Below are 15,519 nucleotides of genomic sequence, written 5' to 3' on the forward strand. Positions count from 1 at the left end.
GCCTTCACCTGGCACCTCGACGGCATCGACACCACGACCGACATCGCCCTCGCGGCCGAAGGCGAGGACACCACCGTGATCGCCGTCGACCAGAGCCACTTCGACTTCGCCGACGTGATGAGCGGCAACATCCGCGGCGTCCTCCAGACCTTCTGGGCGCTGTCGATCGGCAACCTGGTCGACCACCTCGAGGGCCGGTCGCTGACCCCCAAGGTCGACTTCACCAGCAGCGAGTTCCGGGCGGCCTTCGAGGTCGACGCTCCCGCGGACCGCGTCTTCGCCTCGCTCGTCGACTCGGACCAGGCGACCGAGTGGTTCGGCTTCCCGGTCGGCATCGAGCCGTGGGAGGGCGGCCGGTTCGCGATGGGCGGCCTGGAGAACAACCCCCAGCCGGCAAAGATCCTCGAACTGGTGCCGGACACCAAGCTCTCGGTCGACTTCGGCCCGACGGGCGTCGGCACCTGGGAGCTCGCCGGCTCCGGCGGCAAGACCCGGATCACCCTGGTCCAGAGCGGCTTCGACACGACCAACCCGCCCTACGCGGCCTGGGGCGGCGTGCTCTCGGGCGCCGCGGGCCTGCGCCGCTACCACGAGGGCCTCCCCCAGGTCTGGCTAGCGGTCTGACGACCCGGGTGTAAGCCCACGCGGACACCCGAAGACCCACCGGGCTCGGCCACCGCCCACACCGGGACGGCGGCCGAGCCCGCAGGCCGTCCCGGGCCGAGCACACACCGCGTCGGCGTGCGGGCCTGCCGGCTCGCGCGAGGGCCAAGGCCAAGGCCAAGCCCAGGGCCAAGGCCAAGCCCAAGGCCCAAGGTCAGGCCGGCTTCGCCAGGACCGAGTCCGGGTCGTAGCGCCAGCGGACTTCCGCCAGGCGGGTGTTGGCGCCTTCTGACCAGACCGTGGCCAGGCGTTCGGGCGTTGTCGGTAGGCCCATCATGTTGGGGTTGTTGTCTGTGCGTGACCAGCGCCCCAACGCCTCCCGCACGTCGTAGGCCGCGTCGGGCAGAGGCTTCGCGAACAGGTCCGGCCGCACCCCCACCATCCCCAGGGCGAAGCTCGCCCCGCGGCCCGCCACCGCCGACCCGCCCTCGACGTCGCGGGACACCGCGCCGCCGAGGTGGCGTAGCTCGACCGCCACGAACGGTGAGTCGACGCCCGCGCCGAAGAAGGACAGGAACGTCGTCACGAAGTCCTGGTCGATCGGGTCGAGCAGGGCGCCGAAGTATTGGCTCGCCGCCGGCACCGTCGAGTCGTTGTGGATCGAGGCGATCGCCGCCGCCGGCATCTCGCCGAGCATGTCCAGGTAGACCGGCGCGGCCGCCCGCAGCGGCGCCGCCAGCGACGCGCCGGCGTCGACCGGCCCCGGGTAGGCGAACCGCAGCGTCAGCAGCGTGCGCCCGCGCAGCGCCTCGGGGATCTGCTCGAACGGCGGCATCCGGATGATCGCCGCGCTGGTCGAGACCTGCTCGTCGGCGGTCGCCGTCCAGGCGACCCAGGCCCGCAGCGCCGCCTCGATGTCGGCGACGTCGAAGAAGAGCGACCCGCCGTAGAGCGTCGCCAGCGACACCAGCCGAATCCGCATCGCGGTCACCACGCCGAGGCCCCACTTGCCGCCGCGCAGCGCCCAGAACAGGTCGGCGTGGTCGGTCGCGCTGGCCTCGACGATCTCGCCGGCCCCCGTCACCACCGTGAAGCTCTCGACGTGGTCGGACGCGACGCCGTGGCTGCGCACCAGCGGCCCGAACCCGCCGCCGGTCACCAGCCCGACGACACCGACCGTGGACGCGGCACCGGCGATCGGCGCCAGCCCGTGCGCGGCGGCCGCCGCGACGACGTTGCCCCACACCTGGCCGGCGCCGACGGTCGCGGTGCGGGCGGTCGGGTCGACGGTCAGCCCGTCGAGCCGCCGGGTGGTGATCAGCATCCCCGAGGTGATCGAGGACTCGGCACCGTGGCCGGTGCTCTGGACGTGGACGTGCATCCCGTGGTCGCCGGCCCACCGGACCGCGGCCGCGACGTCGTCGGCCGACGTCGCCCCCACCACGAGATCCGGGGTGTGGGTGGCGACCAGGTTGAACGCGGCGACCTCGTCGGCATAGCCCTCGTCGTAAGGGGCCAGCACGGGGCCTCTCACCTGAGCCGACAGGGTGGAAGTCATGGCACTCCTCCGTTGGCGGGTGTGTGTCCCGTCTGTTCTATCCGCCGGGTGCGACATTCCCACTACCATCGTGACGGGCGGCGGGGGGAGATTCATGAGGTTTACGCGGCCCACGCCGGGTCTGCCCACCGACTCCGACATCGACCTCGCCGTCCCGCGGCAACGCGCCGAACCCCAGTGGCCCGTGCTGGCCGTGATCTCGGTGGGCGGCATCGGCGGAGCGCTCGCCCGGTACGGCATCGGCCACGCCTGGCCCACCCCGCCCGGTGACTTCCCATGGGCCACTTTCGTCGTCAACGTCACCGGCTGTCTGCTGATCGGCGCCCTGATGGTGCTGGTTACCGACCTCTTCCCCCACCGGCGCCTGCTCCGCCCGTTCCTCGGCGTCGGCGTCCTCGGCGGTTACACGACCTTCTCCACGTACGCGGTCGAGATCCGGAACCTGATCGCGGCCGGCGCACCCGCCACCGCCGCGGCCTACCTGCTGGGGACGGTGGCCGCCGCCTGCCTGGCGGTGTTCGTCGGCATGACCGCGGCCCGGTTCGTCACGTGGCTGGTGACGGCATGACCGTGCTGTTCATCGCGCTCGGCGCGGCCGTCGGCGCACCGGCGCGCTACCTGACCGACCGCTGGATCCAGCGCCTGCACGGCGGCCGCTTCCCGTTCGGCACGCTCACGGTCAACGTGCTCGGCTCGCTGATCCTGGGCCTGGCCGCCGGTGGCACGGCCACCACGACAGGGGTGTACGCACTGGTCGGCACCGGCTTCTGCGGCGCCCTGACCACGTACTCCACGTTCGGCTACGAGACCGTCCGCCTGCTCGAGAGCCGCGCACCGCGCCGCGCGCTAGCCAACGCGGCTGTGAGCATCGCCGCCGGCCTCGGCGCGGCGTTCGCCGGCGTCGCCATCGGCACGGCGGTCTGGCACTGACGACCCGGCCAGCACACCGAACACGATGGTGACGAGACCGAAGACCACCAGCGCCAGGTACGGCACCCGGAAGTCACCGGTCAGGTCGTGCAGGAAGCCCACCGCGACCGGCCCGACCGCGGCCAGCAGGTAGCCGACGAAGAACGCCATGCCGGAGGCCCGCGGCGTGTCGGCCGGCGTCGGCGCGATCTGCCCGACCACCGTCAACGCCAGCGAGAAGTTGGCGCCGACCCCGACCCCCAGCACCCCGGCCCAGACCGCCGGCGCGGCCAGCGGCGCGACGCCGATCAGCCCGAGCGAGACGATGGCCAGCAGCAGCCCGACGACGATGGCCGGCCGCGGGTCCCGCCGGGCCAGCGCCGGCGCCACCAGCGCGGCGACCACCTGGGTCGCGCTGAACAGCGCGAGCAGCCCACCGGCCTCCGCCGCCGACCAGCCGAGCTCGGTGTAGCGCGCGGCCAGCCAGGCCAGCGGCGCGTAGTAGAGCAGCGACTGCGACCCCATGTAGAGGGTCACCATCCAGGCACCGCGGTCCCGCCACGGCGACCACCCCGCGACGCGCGCCGTCGCCGCCGGCTGCCGTGAGGCGGACGCCGGCCGGACGACCAGCCAGACCACCAGCGCCAGCGCGGCCGGCACCGCCCAGATCGCCAGCGCCACCCGCCACGACCCGCCCAGCGCCGTGCGCAGCGGCTCGGTGCCGCCCGCACCGATCAGCGCGCCCGAGATCAGCGCGGTCGTGTAGAGCCCGGTCACCGGGCCCACCCGTTCCGGGAAGCGGGCCCGCACCAGCGCCGGCATCAACGCGCCACCGACCGCGATCGCCACGCCGGCGAGCACGGTCGCGACGTAGAGCAGGCCCACCCCGAGCAGGGGACGGACCGCCGTCGCCACGGTCAGGAGCGCCAGCGCGAGCGCCATCGTCCGCCCGGTGCCCCAGCGCACCGCGGCCCACGCGGCGGCCGGCGCGAACAACCCCATGCAGACGACCGGCACCGACGTCAGCACCCCGGCGGCCGACCCCGACAGCCCGAGCGACGCGCGCACCGCGTCGACGATCGGGGGCACGGACGCGATGGCGGGCCGGAGGTTGACCGCGGCGAGCAGCACCGCCGCCAGCCAGGCGGCCGCGGACCAGCGGGATCTCACGGGAATGGGAAGCCGACGTAGTTCTCGGCCAGCGACGTCGCCGCGGCCCGCGACGACGTGACGTAGCGGAGCTGGCTGAGCTGCAGCGCCAGGTCGAACGGGTCGTCGCCGGTCGGGTGCAGCATCGAGGTCATCCACCAGGAGAAGTGCTGCACGCGCCAGACCCGGCGCAGGCAGGTCGCCGAGTACGCGTCGAGCCCGGCCCGGTCGCCGCCGGCGTACCAACTGGTCAGCGCGTCCGCCAGCACCTTGACGTCGGCGACCGCGAGGTTCAGCCCCTTGGCCCCGGTGGGCGGCACGATGTGCGCGGCGTCGCCGGCCAGGAACAGCCGCCCGTACTGCATCGGAGACACGACGAAGCTGCGCATCGCGGCGACCGAGCGCTCCAGGATCGGGCCGTCGGCCAGCTCCCACGCGTCGTCACGGTCGAGCCGCGCCCGCAGCTCGCTCCAGATCCGCTCGTCGGGCCACTCGTCGAGGTCCTCGTCGGGCCGGACCTGCAGGTAAAGACGGGTCACCGCGGGCGAGCGCATGCTGTGCAGCGCGAACCCCCGCGGGCTGTGCGCATAGATCAGCTCGTCGGACGACGGCGGGGCCTGGGCCAGGATGCCCAACCAGGCGTGCGGGTAGTCGCGTTGGTGCACGGTCAGCACCCCGGGCGGGATCGCGGCCCGCGACACGCCGTGGAACCCGTCGCACCCGGCGATCACGTCGCACACCAGTTCCTGGGCCACCCCGGCGGCATCTACATAGGACACAAACGGAGCGCCCGAGGAGAGACCTGACAGAGCGACGGACGACACCGAGAAGTGCAGCGGCCCGTCCCACGCGGCGATCAGGTCCTTGACCACCTCGTGCTGCCCGTAGATGGTGATCTCCCGCCCGGCCAGCTCCGTCAGCGGGATGCGGTGCGCCGTACGCTCGAAGAGCAGCTCGATCCCGTGGTGCACCATCCGCTCACGGTGCAGCCGGTCGGCCAGGCCCAGCGAGGTGAGCAGGTCGACCGTGCCGTGCTCCAGCACGCCGGCCCGGATCCGCGCCTCCACATAGGACCGCGACTGGCGCTCCAGCACCACGCAGTCGATGCCGCGCTGCCGAAGCAGGTGGGCGAGCACCAGGCCGGCCGGGCCGGCCCCGATGATGCCCACCTGCGTCCGGGTCGTCCGCACGCTCAGCCCCACACCTCGTCGGCGGTCTCGGCGATCAGCCGGAGCTTGGCCACCTCGTCGTCGTAGCTCAGCGCGTTGCCCTCGACCGTCGACGAGAACCCGCACTGCGGGGACAGGCAGAGCTGGTCGAGCGGCACGTATTTCGCCGCCTCGTCGATGCGGCGCTTGAGCGCGTCCTTGGTCTCGAGCTCGCCGCGCTTGGTCGTGACGAGGCCGAGCACCACCATCTTGCCCGGTGGCACGAACCGCAGCGGCGCGAAGCCGCCGGAGCGCTCGTCGTCGAACTCCAGGAAGAACCCGTCGACCGCGAGCTCCGAGAAGAGCGCCTCGGCGACGAAGTCGTAGCCACCCTCGGCCGCCCACGACGACCGGAAGTTGCCCCGGCACATGTGGGTGGTCACGGCCAGCCCCGCCGGCCGGTTCTCGATCGCCGCGTTGATCTGCTTGATGTAGCGCAGGTGCTGGTGCTCCGCGTCGTCGCCCCGCTCCGTGAGCTGCCGGCGCTGCTCGGGGTCGTTGAGGTAGGCCAGGCTGGTGTCGTCGAGCTGCAGGTAGCGGCAGCCCAGCTCGGCGACCGCGGCGACCTGCGCGGCGTACGCCGCCGACAGGTCGGCCCAGAACTGCTCCTCGTCGGGGTAGACGGCCGGATCGATGGACGCCTTGCCGCCCCGGTAGTGCACCATGCTCGGCGACGGGATCGTCAGCTTCGGGGTGACACCGGAGTCCACCGTGGACGCGAGGAACGCGAAGTCCTCGCCGAAGATGGTCTTCTCCAGCCGGACCGGCCCGTCGACCGCCAGCGCCGCCGACGTGAAGTCGAGGTCGCCCTCCTTGTTGTGGAAGTGCACCCGGATCTTCTCGTCGGTGCTGTGGATGCCGCCGAGCTGGTAGATGAAGTCCATGTGCCAGGACGTACGGCGGAACTCCCCGTCGGTCGCCGAGCGGAGCCCGACGTCGCCCTGCATCCCCACCACCTCGCGGATCGCGTCGTCCTCCACCGCCCGCAGCTCCTGCGCCGTGATGGCTCCGGCGGCCCGGTCGGCACGCGCCTTCAGCAGCCGTTCCGGGCGCAGCAGGCTGCCCACGTGGTCGGCCCGGAACGGCGGCGTGTCGCGCAACGTCATCTCGTACACCTCACTGTGGAAGGGGTCAGAACGGGTAGGCCGGGATCTCGCCGCGCAGCGTGATCCACCGCTGCTCGGTGAACGCGTCGAGGTTGCCGGCGCCGCCGAACCGCGCGCCGGTGCCGGAGTCGAGGATGCCGCCGAACGGTGCGACCGCCTCGTCGTTGACCGTCTGGTCGTTGATGTGCACGATCCCGCTCGGGATCCGCTCGGCGAGCGCCAGCCCGCGCATCGCGTCGCCCGTCAGGATGCTCAGCGACAGCGCGTAGGCCGAGTCCGCGGCCAGGGCGGCCGCCTCGTCGACGGAGCCGAACCGGACGACCGGCGCGACCGGACCGAACACCTCCTGGGCGTACGCCGGCATGTCGGTGCGCACCTCGTCGAGCACCGTCGGCCGGTAGAACAGGCCGTCGTGGGTGCCGCCCGCGGCGAGCTTGGCGCCGGCGTCGACGGTCGCGGTGACCAGCGCGTGCACCTTGTCGCGCTGGCCGGCGTCGACCAGCGGGCCGAGCGCGACCTGCGCGGTGAACGGGTCACCGACCGGCAGGTGGTCGGCGTGCTCGGCGAGCGCCGCGACGTAGTCGTCGGCGATCCGCTCGTGCACCAGGTGCCGCCCGGCGGTCATGCAGATCTGGCCCTGGTGCAGGAAGGATCCCCAGGCGCCGGCGGAGACCGCGCGGTCCAGGTCGGCGTCGTCGAGCACGACGATCGCGGAGTTGCCGCCGAGCTCGAGGTGCACCCGCTTGAGGTGGCGGGCGGCGAGCTCGCCGACGTGCCGGCCGGTGGCGGTGGAGCCGGTGAACGAGATGACCCGGATCGCCGGCTCGGTGACCAGCGCGGAGCCGACGTCGGCCCCGCCCGGCAGCACGTGCAGCAGCCCCGGCGGCAGGCCCGCCTCGGCGAACACCCGGGCGATCGCGAAGCCGCCGCTGACCGGGGTGCGCAGGTCGGGCTTGAGCACGACCGCGTTGCCGAGCGCCAGCGCCGGCGCCACCGAGCGGATCGACAGGATCAGCGGCACGTTGAACGGCGAGATCACGCCGACCACGCCGACCGGGACCCGCTTGAGCAGGCTCAGCCGCGGCTGGTTGCTCTGCAGGATCTCGCCGGCCGGCCGGTGGGCGAGCGCCGCGGCCTCGTAGCACTCCTGGGTCGCGACACCGACCGCGAAGTCGGCGAGCCCCGGCACCGCGCCGGTCTCCCGGACGACCCAGTCGCGCAACTCGGCGGCGTTGGCCTCGATCAGCGCGCCGGCCCGCCGCAGCACGGCCGCGCGCTCCTCGAACGAGGTGGCCGCCCAGGCCCGCTGCGCGGCCGCGGCCGAGGCGGCGGCGCCCGACACGTCGCCCGCGTCGGCCACGCCGGCGCGGCCCAGCGCCGTGCCCGTCGCCTTCTCGAGAATCTCCGTCGACCCGCCGGACGGCGTGGCCCAGTCACCCGTGAACACCTTGCCGTCCCACAGGGCGGCGTCGAAGAACGTCATGCCGGTGCTCCCTCCGAAGCCGGTGCCTTCACCTTCTGGATGCGGGCGTAGACCTGGCCGCGCAACTCCGTGAACCGCGCGTCGGACCGCGTGGTGAGCTGGTCCCGGGTGGCCGGCAGGTCGATGGCCAGGTCCTCCGCCACCGTCGTCGGCGACGCCGACAGCACGATCACCCGCTGGCCGAGGTAGACCGCCTCGTCGATGTCGTGGGTGACGAACAGCAGCGTCACGCCCAGCCGCTGCCAGACCGCCCGGATCAGGTCCTCGAGGTCGGCCCGGGTCTGTGCGTCGACCGCCGCGAACGGCTCGTCCATCAACAGCACCTTCGGCTGGTACGCGATGGCCCGCGCGATCGCCACCCGCTGCTGCATGCCACCCGAGAGCTGCCACGGGTACGCGTTGTCCACGTCGGACAGACCGACCGCCGCGAGCGCCTCGTCGGCCAGCTTCCGCCGCTCCGCCCGGCCCATCCCCGCGGCCTTCAACGGCAGTTCGACGTTGGCGCGCACCCGCAGCCACGGGAAGAGGCTGCGGCCGTATTCCTGGAACACCACCGCCAGGTCCTTCGGCGGCGCGGTGACCGGGGTGCCGCGCACCGACACCTCGCCCGAGGTGGCCGGCAGCAGCCCCGCCAGCACCCGCAGCAGTGTCGTCTTGCCGCAGCCGGACGGGCCGACCACGCAGGCGAACTGTCCTTCGGGGACGGTGAAGGTGAGGTCGCCGACCGCGGTCACCCGCCGGCCGTGCCCGTCGTACACCTTGTGCAGGTTCCTGACCTCCAGCATCACCACTCCCGTTGTCCCGCGCGCTGGCCGTGGTACCAGCCGAGCAGCGACCGCTCGGCGACTCTGAACAGCAGGGAGAGCACGATGCCGATCACGCCGAGCAGGAGCACGCCGCTCCACATCTCCGGGATCTGGAACCCCCGCTGGAACTGCAGGACCGTGAAGCCGAGGCCCTCGTTGGCGGCCATCATCTCGCTGATCACCATCAGGATGATGGCGAGCGGGAGGGCCTGCCGGGCGCCGGTGACGATCTGCGGGCTGGCCGCGCGGAGCACCAGGTGGCGCAGGCGGAGCAGCCCGGTGACGCGGTAGGTGCGGCAGGTGTCGCTGAGCACCTCGTCGCGGCCGCGGACACCTTCGATGGTGTTGAGCAGCACGGGCCACACGCAGCCGAAGACGATCACCAGGATCTTGGTGCGGTCGCCGATGCCGGAGAGCAGGATCGCGGCCGGCACCAGCACCGGCGGCGGGAACGCGCGCAGGAACTCGAGCACGGGCTCCAGCAGCGAGCGGACCGAGCGGAAGGTGCCGATCAGCACGCCCAGCGCGACACCGACCACAACGGCCAGCAGGTAGCCGACGAGCAGCCGCCACAGCGACGGGAACACCTGCTCGGTGAACATCGCACCGGTCCAGGTGCGGCCGAACGCGTCCACGATGGTCGACAGCGACGGCCAGTAGAAGTCCTGGCTGCCGGCCGAGCCGAACCACCAGGCGGCGACCAGCACGACCGGCAGGCCGACGGCGAGCAGCGCGCGCAGCAGGAACCTCATCGCACGACCGCCTCGGCGCGGGCGGACGGGTGCCAGGCCAGCACGCGCCGCTCGACCTGCCGGATGACCACGTTGATCAGGACGCCGAGGATGCCGGTCACCACGATCAGCGCGTAGACGACGCGTACGGCGTTGCTCTGCTGGGCGTTGTCGATCTCCTTGCCCAGGCCGGGTGAGCCGATCACGAGCTCCCCGGTGACGGTCAGGATCAGCGCGACCGCCGCGGCCAACCGGATGCCGGTCATCACGTAGGGCAGGGCGCTCGGCCAGATCACGTAGCGCACCCGCGCCCACGGACCGAGCCGGAACGACCGGGCGGTGTCGCGGGCGATCGGGTCGACGTCGACCACGCCGTGCACGACCTGGACCATCATCTGCCAGAACGCCGCGTAGACGACGAGCACCAGGGTGGACCGGACGGTCGGGCCGTAGAGCACGATCACGAGCGGGATGAGCGCGACCGACGGGATCGGCCGCAGGAACTCGACGGTCGTCGCGGTCGCGGCGTGCAGGAGGGGCAGCGAGCCGAGCAGCACACCGACGGCGGTGCCCGCGACCACCGCGATGAGCAGCCCGTTGGCCCAGGTGCCCAGGGTGCGCAGCAACGCCGTCCAGAACGACTCCTGGCCGAGCTGGTCGGCCAGGGTGACCAGGATCTGGCTGGTCGGCGGCGCGAAGTCGATCGGCACGATGCCGATCCGCGGCGCCACCTCGAGCACCAGCGCGAATCCGAGAAGGCCCGCCGCGCCCAGGGTGACCGACCGGAAGCGCCGGCCGGTCACCCGTGGCGGGCGAGCCGCGACAGCGACCATCAGGGAAGCAGCCCCGCTACGTCCGGCTTCGCGGTGAGCAGGCCGTCGGTGACCGCGGCGTCCGCGAGCGCGTCGATCGAGGCGCGGTTGATCTCGGCCGGCCACTTGGGCAGCGTCATCTTCGCCCGTACCGGTTCCTCGATCTTGGTGTAGGTGCCGATGACGTCGCGGACCTCGTCGCCGTGCGCGTCCGCGTACGCCAGGGACTCCTTCATCGCTTCGGTGAACCGGGCGACCAGGTCGGGGTTCTCACCGGCGAGCTTGGCCGAGGTGAAGTACATGGCGACCGTCAGGTTCGGCGCCGCGTCGACGTAGCTGGAGGCGATCTTGCGCATGCCGGCCGCCACCGCGGCGGACTGGAACGGCTCGACGAGGAAGATCGCGTCGACCCGGCCGGCCTGCAGCGCGGCCAGTTGCTCCGGGAACGGCAACTCGGTGAACTTGACCTGGCTCGGGTCGCCGCCGTCCTTCTTCACCGAGGCGCGCACGCTGGTGTCGACGATGTTCTTCAGCGTGTTGGCCGCGACCGTCTTGCCGACCAGGTCCTTGGGCGACTGGACCGGGCTGTCGGGCTTGACGTAGAGGCCGGCGAAGTCCTCGGCGGCGCCGGTCGAGTTGACGCCGTTGCAGACCACCTTGAGCGGCGCGTTCTGCGACTTGGCCAGCAGCAGCGAGATCGCGTTGCTGAAACCGAACTGGTACTGACCGGAGAGGACGGCCGGCGCGATCGCGGCGCCGCCCTGCGCGGTGGTCAGGGTCAGGTCGATGTTGCGCTTGCTGAAGAAGCCCTTCTCCTTGCCGAGGTAGATCGGCGCGACGTCGAGGATCGCGATGACGCCGGCGTTGACCTTGTCAGGTTGGGCCGCCCCGCCGGACTGCGCGGGGCTGGGTTCGGACGAGTCACCGCAGGCGGCCGTGGTCAACAGGGCCAACGCGGTGCAAAGAGCGAGCAAAGGGCGTCGCATCGGAACTCCATCCACGTCAGGGGTAGGCGGGGAGGGCGAGGGGGTGTTCGGATAGCGCACAGATGTACACCGGGAAACCTAGAACCGCGCGCTACCAGAAGTCAATGCTTGTCATTATTGACGTGCATTGCGTGCGGTTCCTAGGCTGGCCGCTGAACGGTTGTTCGCATAGCGCACAGACTGGGAGCCGCATGGCCGAACTCGTCAGCCTCGCCGAGGGTGTGGCGGAGCTGGTCCACGACGGGGACGCGGTCGCACTGGAGGGCTTCACCCACCTCATCCCGGTGGCCGCCGGTCAGGAGATCATCCGGCAGCGACGGCGCGACCTGACGCTGATCCGGATGACCCCCGACATCGTCTACGACCAGCTCATCGGGGCCGGCTGCGCGGCGCGGCTGGTGTTCTCCTGGGGCGGCAACCCCGGCGTCGGCTCTCTGCACCGGTTCCGCGACGCCGTCGAGAACGCCTGGCCCCGGCCGATCGAGATCGAGGAGCACAGCCACGCCGGCATGGCCAACCGCTACGTCGCCGGCGCGTCCGGGCTGCCGTTCGCGGTGCTGCGCGGCTACGTCGGCACCGACATCGCCCGGCACACGACGACGGTCGGCACGGTCACCTGCCCGTTCACCGGCGAGGTGCTCACCGCCGTCGCCGCGCTCAACCCCGACGTCGCGGTGATCCACGCGCAGCGCGCCGACCGGCGCGGCAACGTGCAGATGTGGGGCATCACCGGCGTGCAGAAGGAGGCGGTGCTCGCCGCCGCCCGCTCGCTGGTCACCGTCGAGGAGATCGTCGACGACCTCGACCCGCGCCCCGACGCGGTGGTGCTGCCCGGCTGGGTGGTCACCGCGGTCGCGCACGTGCCGCGCGGCGCGCACCCGTCCTACGCGCAGGGCTACTACGACCGCGACAACGACTACTACCAGTCCTGGGACCCGATCAGCCGCGACCGGGAGTCGTTCGCCCGCTGGCTCGACGAGGTGACGGCATGAGCGAGTGGAACGCCGACGAGATCATGACGGTCACCGCGGCGCGCTCGCTCGCGGGCCGCACGTCCTGCTTCGTCGGCATCGGCCTGCCCAGCACCGCGGCCAACCTGGCCCGCCGCACCTGCAACCCCGACCTGGCCCTTATCTACGAGTCGGGCACGATCGGCGCCAAGCCGACCCGGCTGCCACTGTCCATCGGGGACGGTGAGCTGGGCGAGACCGCCGACGCCGTGGTCAGCGTCCCCGAGATCTTCAACTACTGGCTGCAGCCGGGCCGGGTCGACGTCGGCTTCCTCGGCGCCGCGCAGGTCGACCGGCTCGGCAACATCAACACGACGGTGATCGGCGACTACCGCACGCCGTCGGTGCGGCTGCCGGGCGCCGGCGGCGCACCGGAGATCGCCGCGTCCTGCCGGGAGACGATCGTCATCGTCCGGCACCGCCCGCGCATCCTGGTCGACCGGTTGGCGTTCGTCACCTCGCTCGGCTTCGGCGCAGGCCCCGGCCACCGGGCGGACCTCGGCCTGCGCGGCCGCGGCCCGATCCGGCTGATCACCGACCTCGGCGTGCTCGAGCCCGACCCGGAGACCTGCGAGCTGACCCTCGTGAGCATCCACCCCGGCGTGGCCCTCGACGACGTCCGCGCGGCGACGGGTTGGCCCCTCGCCGTCCACGCCGACCTGGCCGTCACCGCACCACCCACCACCGCGGAACTGACCGCGCTGCGGTCCCTGACGAAAGGAGACCGCGTTGCCTGAGCTGGAGCTGCCGGCGCCGTACCGACGTGACGTCGAAGGCGAAGGGCCCTCCCTGGTCTGGCCCGGTTACGGCTCGACCCGCCTGCGCGGCCCGCGCCAACCGCTTGTCCTGCTGCCGCAGGGGCTGACCGAGCTGACCGGCCCGGTGCTCGGCGAACGCGACCTCGGCCCGCTCGACAACGACCTGACCCGCCAGCACGACGGCGAGCCGCAGGGCGAGCGGATCGAGGTGTTCGGCCGGGTGCTCGACGGCGACGGCCGGCCGGTCCGCGACACGCTGGTCGAGGTCTGGCAGACCAACGCCGCCGGGCGCTACCTGCACGCCGGCGACCAGCACCCGGCGCCCCTCGACCCCCACTTCACCGGCGCGGGCCGCACGATGACCGACAGCGAGGGCCGCTACCGGTTCGTCACCGTCAAGCCCGGCGCGTATCCGTGGCGCAACCACCACAACGCCTGGCGTCCCGCGCACATCCACTTCTCGCTGTTCGGTCGGGCGTTCACCCAGCGCCTGGTCACCCAGATGTACTTCCCGAACGACCCGCTCTTCGACCAGGACCCGATCTTCAACTCGATCCGGGACCCGGCCGCCCGCAACCGCATGGTCGCCGCGTTCGACCTCGACGCCACCACGCCGGAGTGGTCTCTCGCCTACCGCTGGGACATCGTGCTGCGCGGCCGCGACGCCACGCCCATGGAGGAGGACTGATGACGACGCCGTCGCAGACCGTCGGGCCGTTCTTCTCGCTCGGCCTGCCGTTCGAGAGCGGGCCGTTCGCCGTCACCGCGGACACCCCCGGCGCGTTCTGGCTACGTGGGGTGGTCCTCGACGGAGCCGGTGAGCCGGTGCCCGACGCGTTGATCGAGACGTGGCAGGCCGACCCGGCGGGCCGGTTCGACCACCCCGACGACCCGCGCGGTGCGGTCGCGACGCCCGGTTTCCGCGGCTTCGCCCGCTGTCCCACCGACACCGCGGGTCGCTACGCGATCCGCACCGTCCGGCCCGGCCCGGTGCCCGGCGCCGGCGGCGCGCCACAGGCCCCGCACATCGCGGTCTCGGTGCTGGCCCGCGGGCTGCTCGACCGGCTGGTCACCCGGATCTACTTCCCCGACGAGGAGGCCAACGCCGCCGACCCGGTGCTCGCGCGGGTCGACCCGGTGCGCCGCCCGACGCTGGTCGCGAAGGAGACCGCCGACGGGTACGCGTTCGACATCACCCTGCAGGGCGACCATGAGACCGTCTTCTTCACCTTCTGACGGTCTGTTCGGCGGCATCCTCGCCCGCGGCCCGGTCGCGGCCGCGGTCGCCGACGACGCCTGGCTGCGGGCGATGCTCGACACCGAGGCGGCCCTGGCCGCCGCTTCGGCCGGCGCCGGCGTGATCCCGGCGGCGGCGGGCGCGGCGATCGTGGCGGCCTGTGCCGACCTGGCACCGGACCCGACCGACCTGGGCCGCGCGGCCGCCGCCCACGCGACCCCGATCGTGCCACTGGTGGCGGCGATCCGAGCCGTCGTGCCGGCGCCGGCCCGGCCGCACGTGCACACCGGCGCGACCAGCCAGGACGTCCTCGACACCGCGGCCATGCTGGTCGCCGGGCGGGCGCTGGCCGCCCTGCTGTCCGATGTGGACGGCGCCGCCGCCGCGGCCGCCGGCCTCGCCCGCACCCACCGCGACACCCCGATGGTCGGCCGGACCCTGTTGCAGCAGGCGGTGCCGACCACGTTCGGGCTGACCGCGGCCGGCTGGCTGGCCGGGCTCGACGCGGCCGCCGGCGAGCTGCGGGCCTACCGACCCACCGCCCAGCTCGGCGGCGCCGCCGGCACGCTCGCGGGGCTCGGCCCGGCCGGCCCGGCGGTGCTGGCCGACTTCGCCGACCGGCTGGGCCTGGCGGCGCCCGAGCTGCCGTGGCACACCGAACGTTCCCGCGTCGGGCGGCTCGCCGGCGTGCTCGGCACCACCGCCGGCGCGCTGGGCAAGCCCGCCCGCGACGTCACGCTGCTCGCCCAGAACGAGGTCGGCGAGGTCGAGGAGGGTGCCGCCGGCGGGTCCAGCGCGATGCCGCACAAGCAGAACCCGGTGGCCGCCGTCAGCACGCTGGCCGCCACCGCCCAGGCCCCCGGGCTGGTGGCGACCCTGCTGGCCAGCGCGGTGCAGGAGCACCAGCGGGGCGCCGGGAGCTGGCAGGCCGAGTGGCGGCCGCTGCGCGAGCTGCTGGTCACGGTGGGCGCGGGAGCCTCCTGGCTGCGTACCTGCCTGGACGGGTTGGTCGTGCACGCCGATGTGATGCGCGCCAACCTCGACCGGGCCGCCGTGTCGGCCGAACGGGGGGCCATCGACCCTGTGGGCAGCGCGGGCCATTTCGTCGACCGCGCGCTGGCCACCCATTCCGCCCGGAGGACCGATGCCTGACGCGTCCAGGG

At 72.9% G+C, this 15,519-nt stretch carries 17 protein-coding genes; 8 read left to right on the forward strand and 9 right to left on the reverse strand.

Features of this window, described 5'->3' with window-relative positions; translation table 11 throughout:
• Positions 1 to 624, forward strand: a 624-nt coding sequence (locus tag Asi02nite_RS20070) for an SRPBCC family protein (protein WP_203715100.1), incomplete at its 5' end; no start/stop codon positions are given.
• 193 nt (positions 625 to 817) lie between these two features.
• On the opposite strand, the gene Asi02nite_RS20075 is transcribed toward Asi02nite_RS20070, so the two are convergent.
• Complete coding sequence (locus Asi02nite_RS20075; RefSeq protein ID WP_203715102.1) at positions 818 to 2,161, reverse strand: FAD-binding oxidoreductase; 1,344 nt, start codon at positions 2,159 to 2,161, stop codon at positions 818 to 820.
• A 94-nt stretch (positions 2,162 to 2,255) separates the two neighbouring features.
• On the opposite strand from Asi02nite_RS20075, the gene Asi02nite_RS20080 reads away from it, so the two are divergent.
• Both Asi02nite_RS20080 and crcB read left to right on the forward strand, forming a co-directional pair.
• Positions 2,256 to 2,729 carry a fluoride efflux transporter FluC gene (locus Asi02nite_RS20080; RefSeq protein WP_203715104.1) on the forward strand — a complete coding sequence of 158 codons (474 nt, stop codon included), beginning with the start codon at positions 2,256 to 2,258 and terminating at the stop codon, positions 2,727 to 2,729.
• Complete coding sequence (gene crcB / locus Asi02nite_RS20085; RefSeq protein ID WP_203715111.1) at positions 2,726 to 3,091, forward strand: fluoride efflux transporter CrcB; 366 nt, start codon at positions 2,726 to 2,728, stop codon at positions 3,089 to 3,091. Before Asi02nite_RS20080 ends, crcB begins: the two co-directional genes overlap by 4 nt.
• Here crcB and Asi02nite_RS20090 read toward each other — a convergent pair.
• From Asi02nite_RS20090 to Asi02nite_RS20125, 8 genes are read right to left on the reverse strand one after another with little or no spacing between them, the layout of a single operon-like run.
• Positions 3,008 to 4,240 (reverse strand): MFS transporter, encoded by a 1,233-nt coding sequence (locus Asi02nite_RS20090; RefSeq protein ID WP_203715113.1) that lies wholly within the window; start codon positions 4,238 to 4,240, stop codon positions 3,008 to 3,010. The two genes, crcB and Asi02nite_RS20090, sit on opposite strands and share 84 nt — an antisense overlap.
• Positions 4,237 to 5,409 carry a 4-hydroxybenzoate 3-monooxygenase gene (locus Asi02nite_RS20095; protein WP_203715115.1) on the reverse strand — a complete coding sequence of 391 codons (1,173 nt, stop codon included), beginning with the start codon at positions 5,407 to 5,409 and terminating at the stop codon, positions 4,237 to 4,239. The genes Asi02nite_RS20090 and Asi02nite_RS20095 overlap by 4 nt, the downstream gene beginning before the upstream one ends.
• A gap of 2 nt (positions 5,410 to 5,411) precedes the next feature.
• A complete protein-coding gene (locus tag Asi02nite_RS20100) occupies positions 5,412 to 6,533 on the reverse strand; it encodes a 5-methyltetrahydropteroyltriglutamate--homocysteine S-methyltransferase (RefSeq protein WP_203715116.1) in 1,122 nt (373 codons plus the stop codon).
• A 25-nt stretch (positions 6,534 to 6,558) separates the two neighbouring features.
• On the reverse strand, positions 6,559 to 8,016 hold the full coding sequence (locus tag Asi02nite_RS20105) for a benzaldehyde dehydrogenase (protein WP_203715117.1): 1,458 nt from the start codon (positions 8,014 to 8,016) through the stop codon (positions 6,559 to 6,561).
• Entirely contained in the window at positions 8,013 to 8,801 is a 789-nt protein-coding gene (locus Asi02nite_RS20110) for an ABC transporter ATP-binding protein (protein WP_203715118.1), read from the reverse strand. The genes Asi02nite_RS20105 and Asi02nite_RS20110 overlap by 4 nt, the downstream gene beginning before the upstream one ends.
• Positions 8,801 to 9,574, reverse strand: coding sequence for an ABC transporter permease (locus tag Asi02nite_RS20115; protein WP_203715119.1), 774 nt, complete (start codon positions 9,572 to 9,574; stop codon positions 8,801 to 8,803). The genes Asi02nite_RS20110 and Asi02nite_RS20115 overlap by 1 nt, the downstream gene beginning before the upstream one ends.
• The gene (locus Asi02nite_RS20120) at positions 9,571 to 10,386 is read right to left on the reverse strand and encodes an ABC transporter permease (RefSeq protein ID WP_203715120.1); all 816 of its coding nucleotides are present in this window, start codon (positions 10,384 to 10,386) and stop codon (positions 9,571 to 9,573) included. Before Asi02nite_RS20120 ends, Asi02nite_RS20115 begins: the two co-directional genes overlap by 4 nt.
• Positions 10,386 to 11,351, reverse strand: a complete 966-nt coding sequence (locus Asi02nite_RS20125; RefSeq protein ID WP_203715129.1) for an ABC transporter substrate-binding protein — start codon at positions 11,349 to 11,351, stop codon at positions 10,386 to 10,388. The genes Asi02nite_RS20120 and Asi02nite_RS20125 overlap by 1 nt, the downstream gene beginning before the upstream one ends.
• 191 nt (positions 11,352 to 11,542) lie before the next feature.
• On the opposite strand from Asi02nite_RS20125, the gene Asi02nite_RS20130 reads away from it, so the two are divergent.
• The 5 genes from Asi02nite_RS20130 to pcaB are packed head-to-tail and all read left to right on the forward strand — an operon-like array spanning position 11,543 to position 15,508.
• Positions 11,543 to 12,343 (forward strand): CoA transferase subunit A, encoded by an 801-nt coding sequence (locus Asi02nite_RS20130; RefSeq protein WP_203715131.1) that lies wholly within the window; start codon positions 11,543 to 11,545, stop codon positions 12,341 to 12,343.
• Positions 12,340 to 13,098, forward strand: a complete 759-nt coding sequence (locus Asi02nite_RS20135) for a CoA-transferase subunit beta (RefSeq protein WP_203715133.1) — start codon at positions 12,340 to 12,342, stop codon at positions 13,096 to 13,098. The genes Asi02nite_RS20130 and Asi02nite_RS20135 overlap by 4 nt, the downstream gene beginning before the upstream one ends.
• A complete protein-coding gene (pcaH, locus tag Asi02nite_RS20140) occupies positions 13,091 to 13,807 on the forward strand; it encodes a protocatechuate 3,4-dioxygenase subunit beta (protein ID WP_203715135.1) in 717 nt (238 codons plus the stop codon). The genes Asi02nite_RS20135 and pcaH overlap by 8 nt, the downstream gene beginning before the upstream one ends.
• Complete coding sequence (gene pcaG, locus Asi02nite_RS20145; protein WP_203715136.1) at positions 13,807 to 14,355, forward strand: protocatechuate 3,4-dioxygenase subunit alpha; 549 nt, start codon at positions 13,807 to 13,809, stop codon at positions 14,353 to 14,355. Before pcaH ends, pcaG begins: the two co-directional genes overlap by 1 nt.
• Complete coding sequence (gene pcaB, locus Asi02nite_RS20150) at positions 14,330 to 15,508, forward strand: 3-carboxy-cis,cis-muconate cycloisomerase (RefSeq protein WP_203715138.1); 1,179 nt, start codon at positions 14,330 to 14,332, stop codon at positions 15,506 to 15,508. The genes pcaG and pcaB overlap by 26 nt, the downstream gene beginning before the upstream one ends.
• Positions 15,509 to 15,519: the final 11 nt, after the last annotated feature.

Source organism: Asanoa siamensis (assembly GCF_016862555.1).
Lineage (GTDB): Bacteria > Actinomycetota > Actinomycetes > Mycobacteriales > Micromonosporaceae > Asanoa > Asanoa siamensis.

What these genes read in the sequence shown, in the direction of transcription:
- Asi02nite_RS20075 (WP_203715102.1), bottom strand. Translation starts at nt 2,161, where the DNA reads ATGACTTCCACCCTGTCGGCTCAGGTGAGAGGCCCCGTGCTGGCCCCT.
- Asi02nite_RS20125 (WP_203715129.1), bottom strand. Translation starts at nt 11,351, where the DNA reads ATGCGACGCCCTTTGCTCGCTCTTTGCACCGCGTTGGCCCTGTTGACC.
- Asi02nite_RS20080 (WP_203715104.1), top strand. Translation starts at nt 2,256, where the DNA reads ATGAGGTTTACGCGGCCCACGCCGGGTCTGCCCACCGACTCCGACATC.
- pcaB (WP_203715138.1), top strand. Translation starts at nt 14,330, where the DNA reads ATGAGACCGTCTTCTTCACCTTCTGACGGTCTGTTCGGCGGCATCCTC.
- Asi02nite_RS20130 (WP_203715131.1), top strand. Translation starts at nt 11,543, where the DNA reads ATGGCCGAACTCGTCAGCCTCGCCGAGGGTGTGGCGGAGCTGGTCCAC.
- Asi02nite_RS20105 (WP_203715117.1), bottom strand. Translation starts at nt 8,016, where the DNA reads ATGACGTTCTTCGACGCCGCCCTGTGGGACGGCAAGGTGTTCACGGGT.
- Asi02nite_RS20120 (WP_203715120.1), bottom strand. Translation starts at nt 10,386, where the DNA reads ATGGTCGCTGTCGCGGCTCGCCCGCCACGGGTGACCGGCCGGCGCTTC.
- crcB (WP_203715111.1), top strand. Translation starts at nt 2,726, where the DNA reads ATGACCGTGCTGTTCATCGCGCTCGGCGCGGCCGTCGGCGCACCGGCG.
- Asi02nite_RS20115 (WP_203715119.1), bottom strand. Translation starts at nt 9,574, where the DNA reads ATGAGGTTCCTGCTGCGCGCGCTGCTCGCCGTCGGCCTGCCGGTCGTG.
- Asi02nite_RS20135 (WP_203715133.1), top strand. Translation starts at nt 12,340, where the DNA reads ATGAGCGAGTGGAACGCCGACGAGATCATGACGGTCACCGCGGCGCGC.
- Asi02nite_RS20100 (WP_203715116.1), bottom strand. Translation starts at nt 6,533, where the DNA reads ATGACGTTGCGCGACACGCCGCCGTTCCGGGCCGACCACGTGGGCAGC.
- pcaG (WP_203715136.1), top strand. Translation starts at nt 13,807, where the DNA reads ATGACGACGCCGTCGCAGACCGTCGGGCCGTTCTTCTCGCTCGGCCTG.
- Asi02nite_RS20110 (WP_203715118.1), bottom strand. Translation starts at nt 8,801, where the DNA reads ATGCTGGAGGTCAGGAACCTGCACAAGGTGTACGACGGGCACGGCCGG.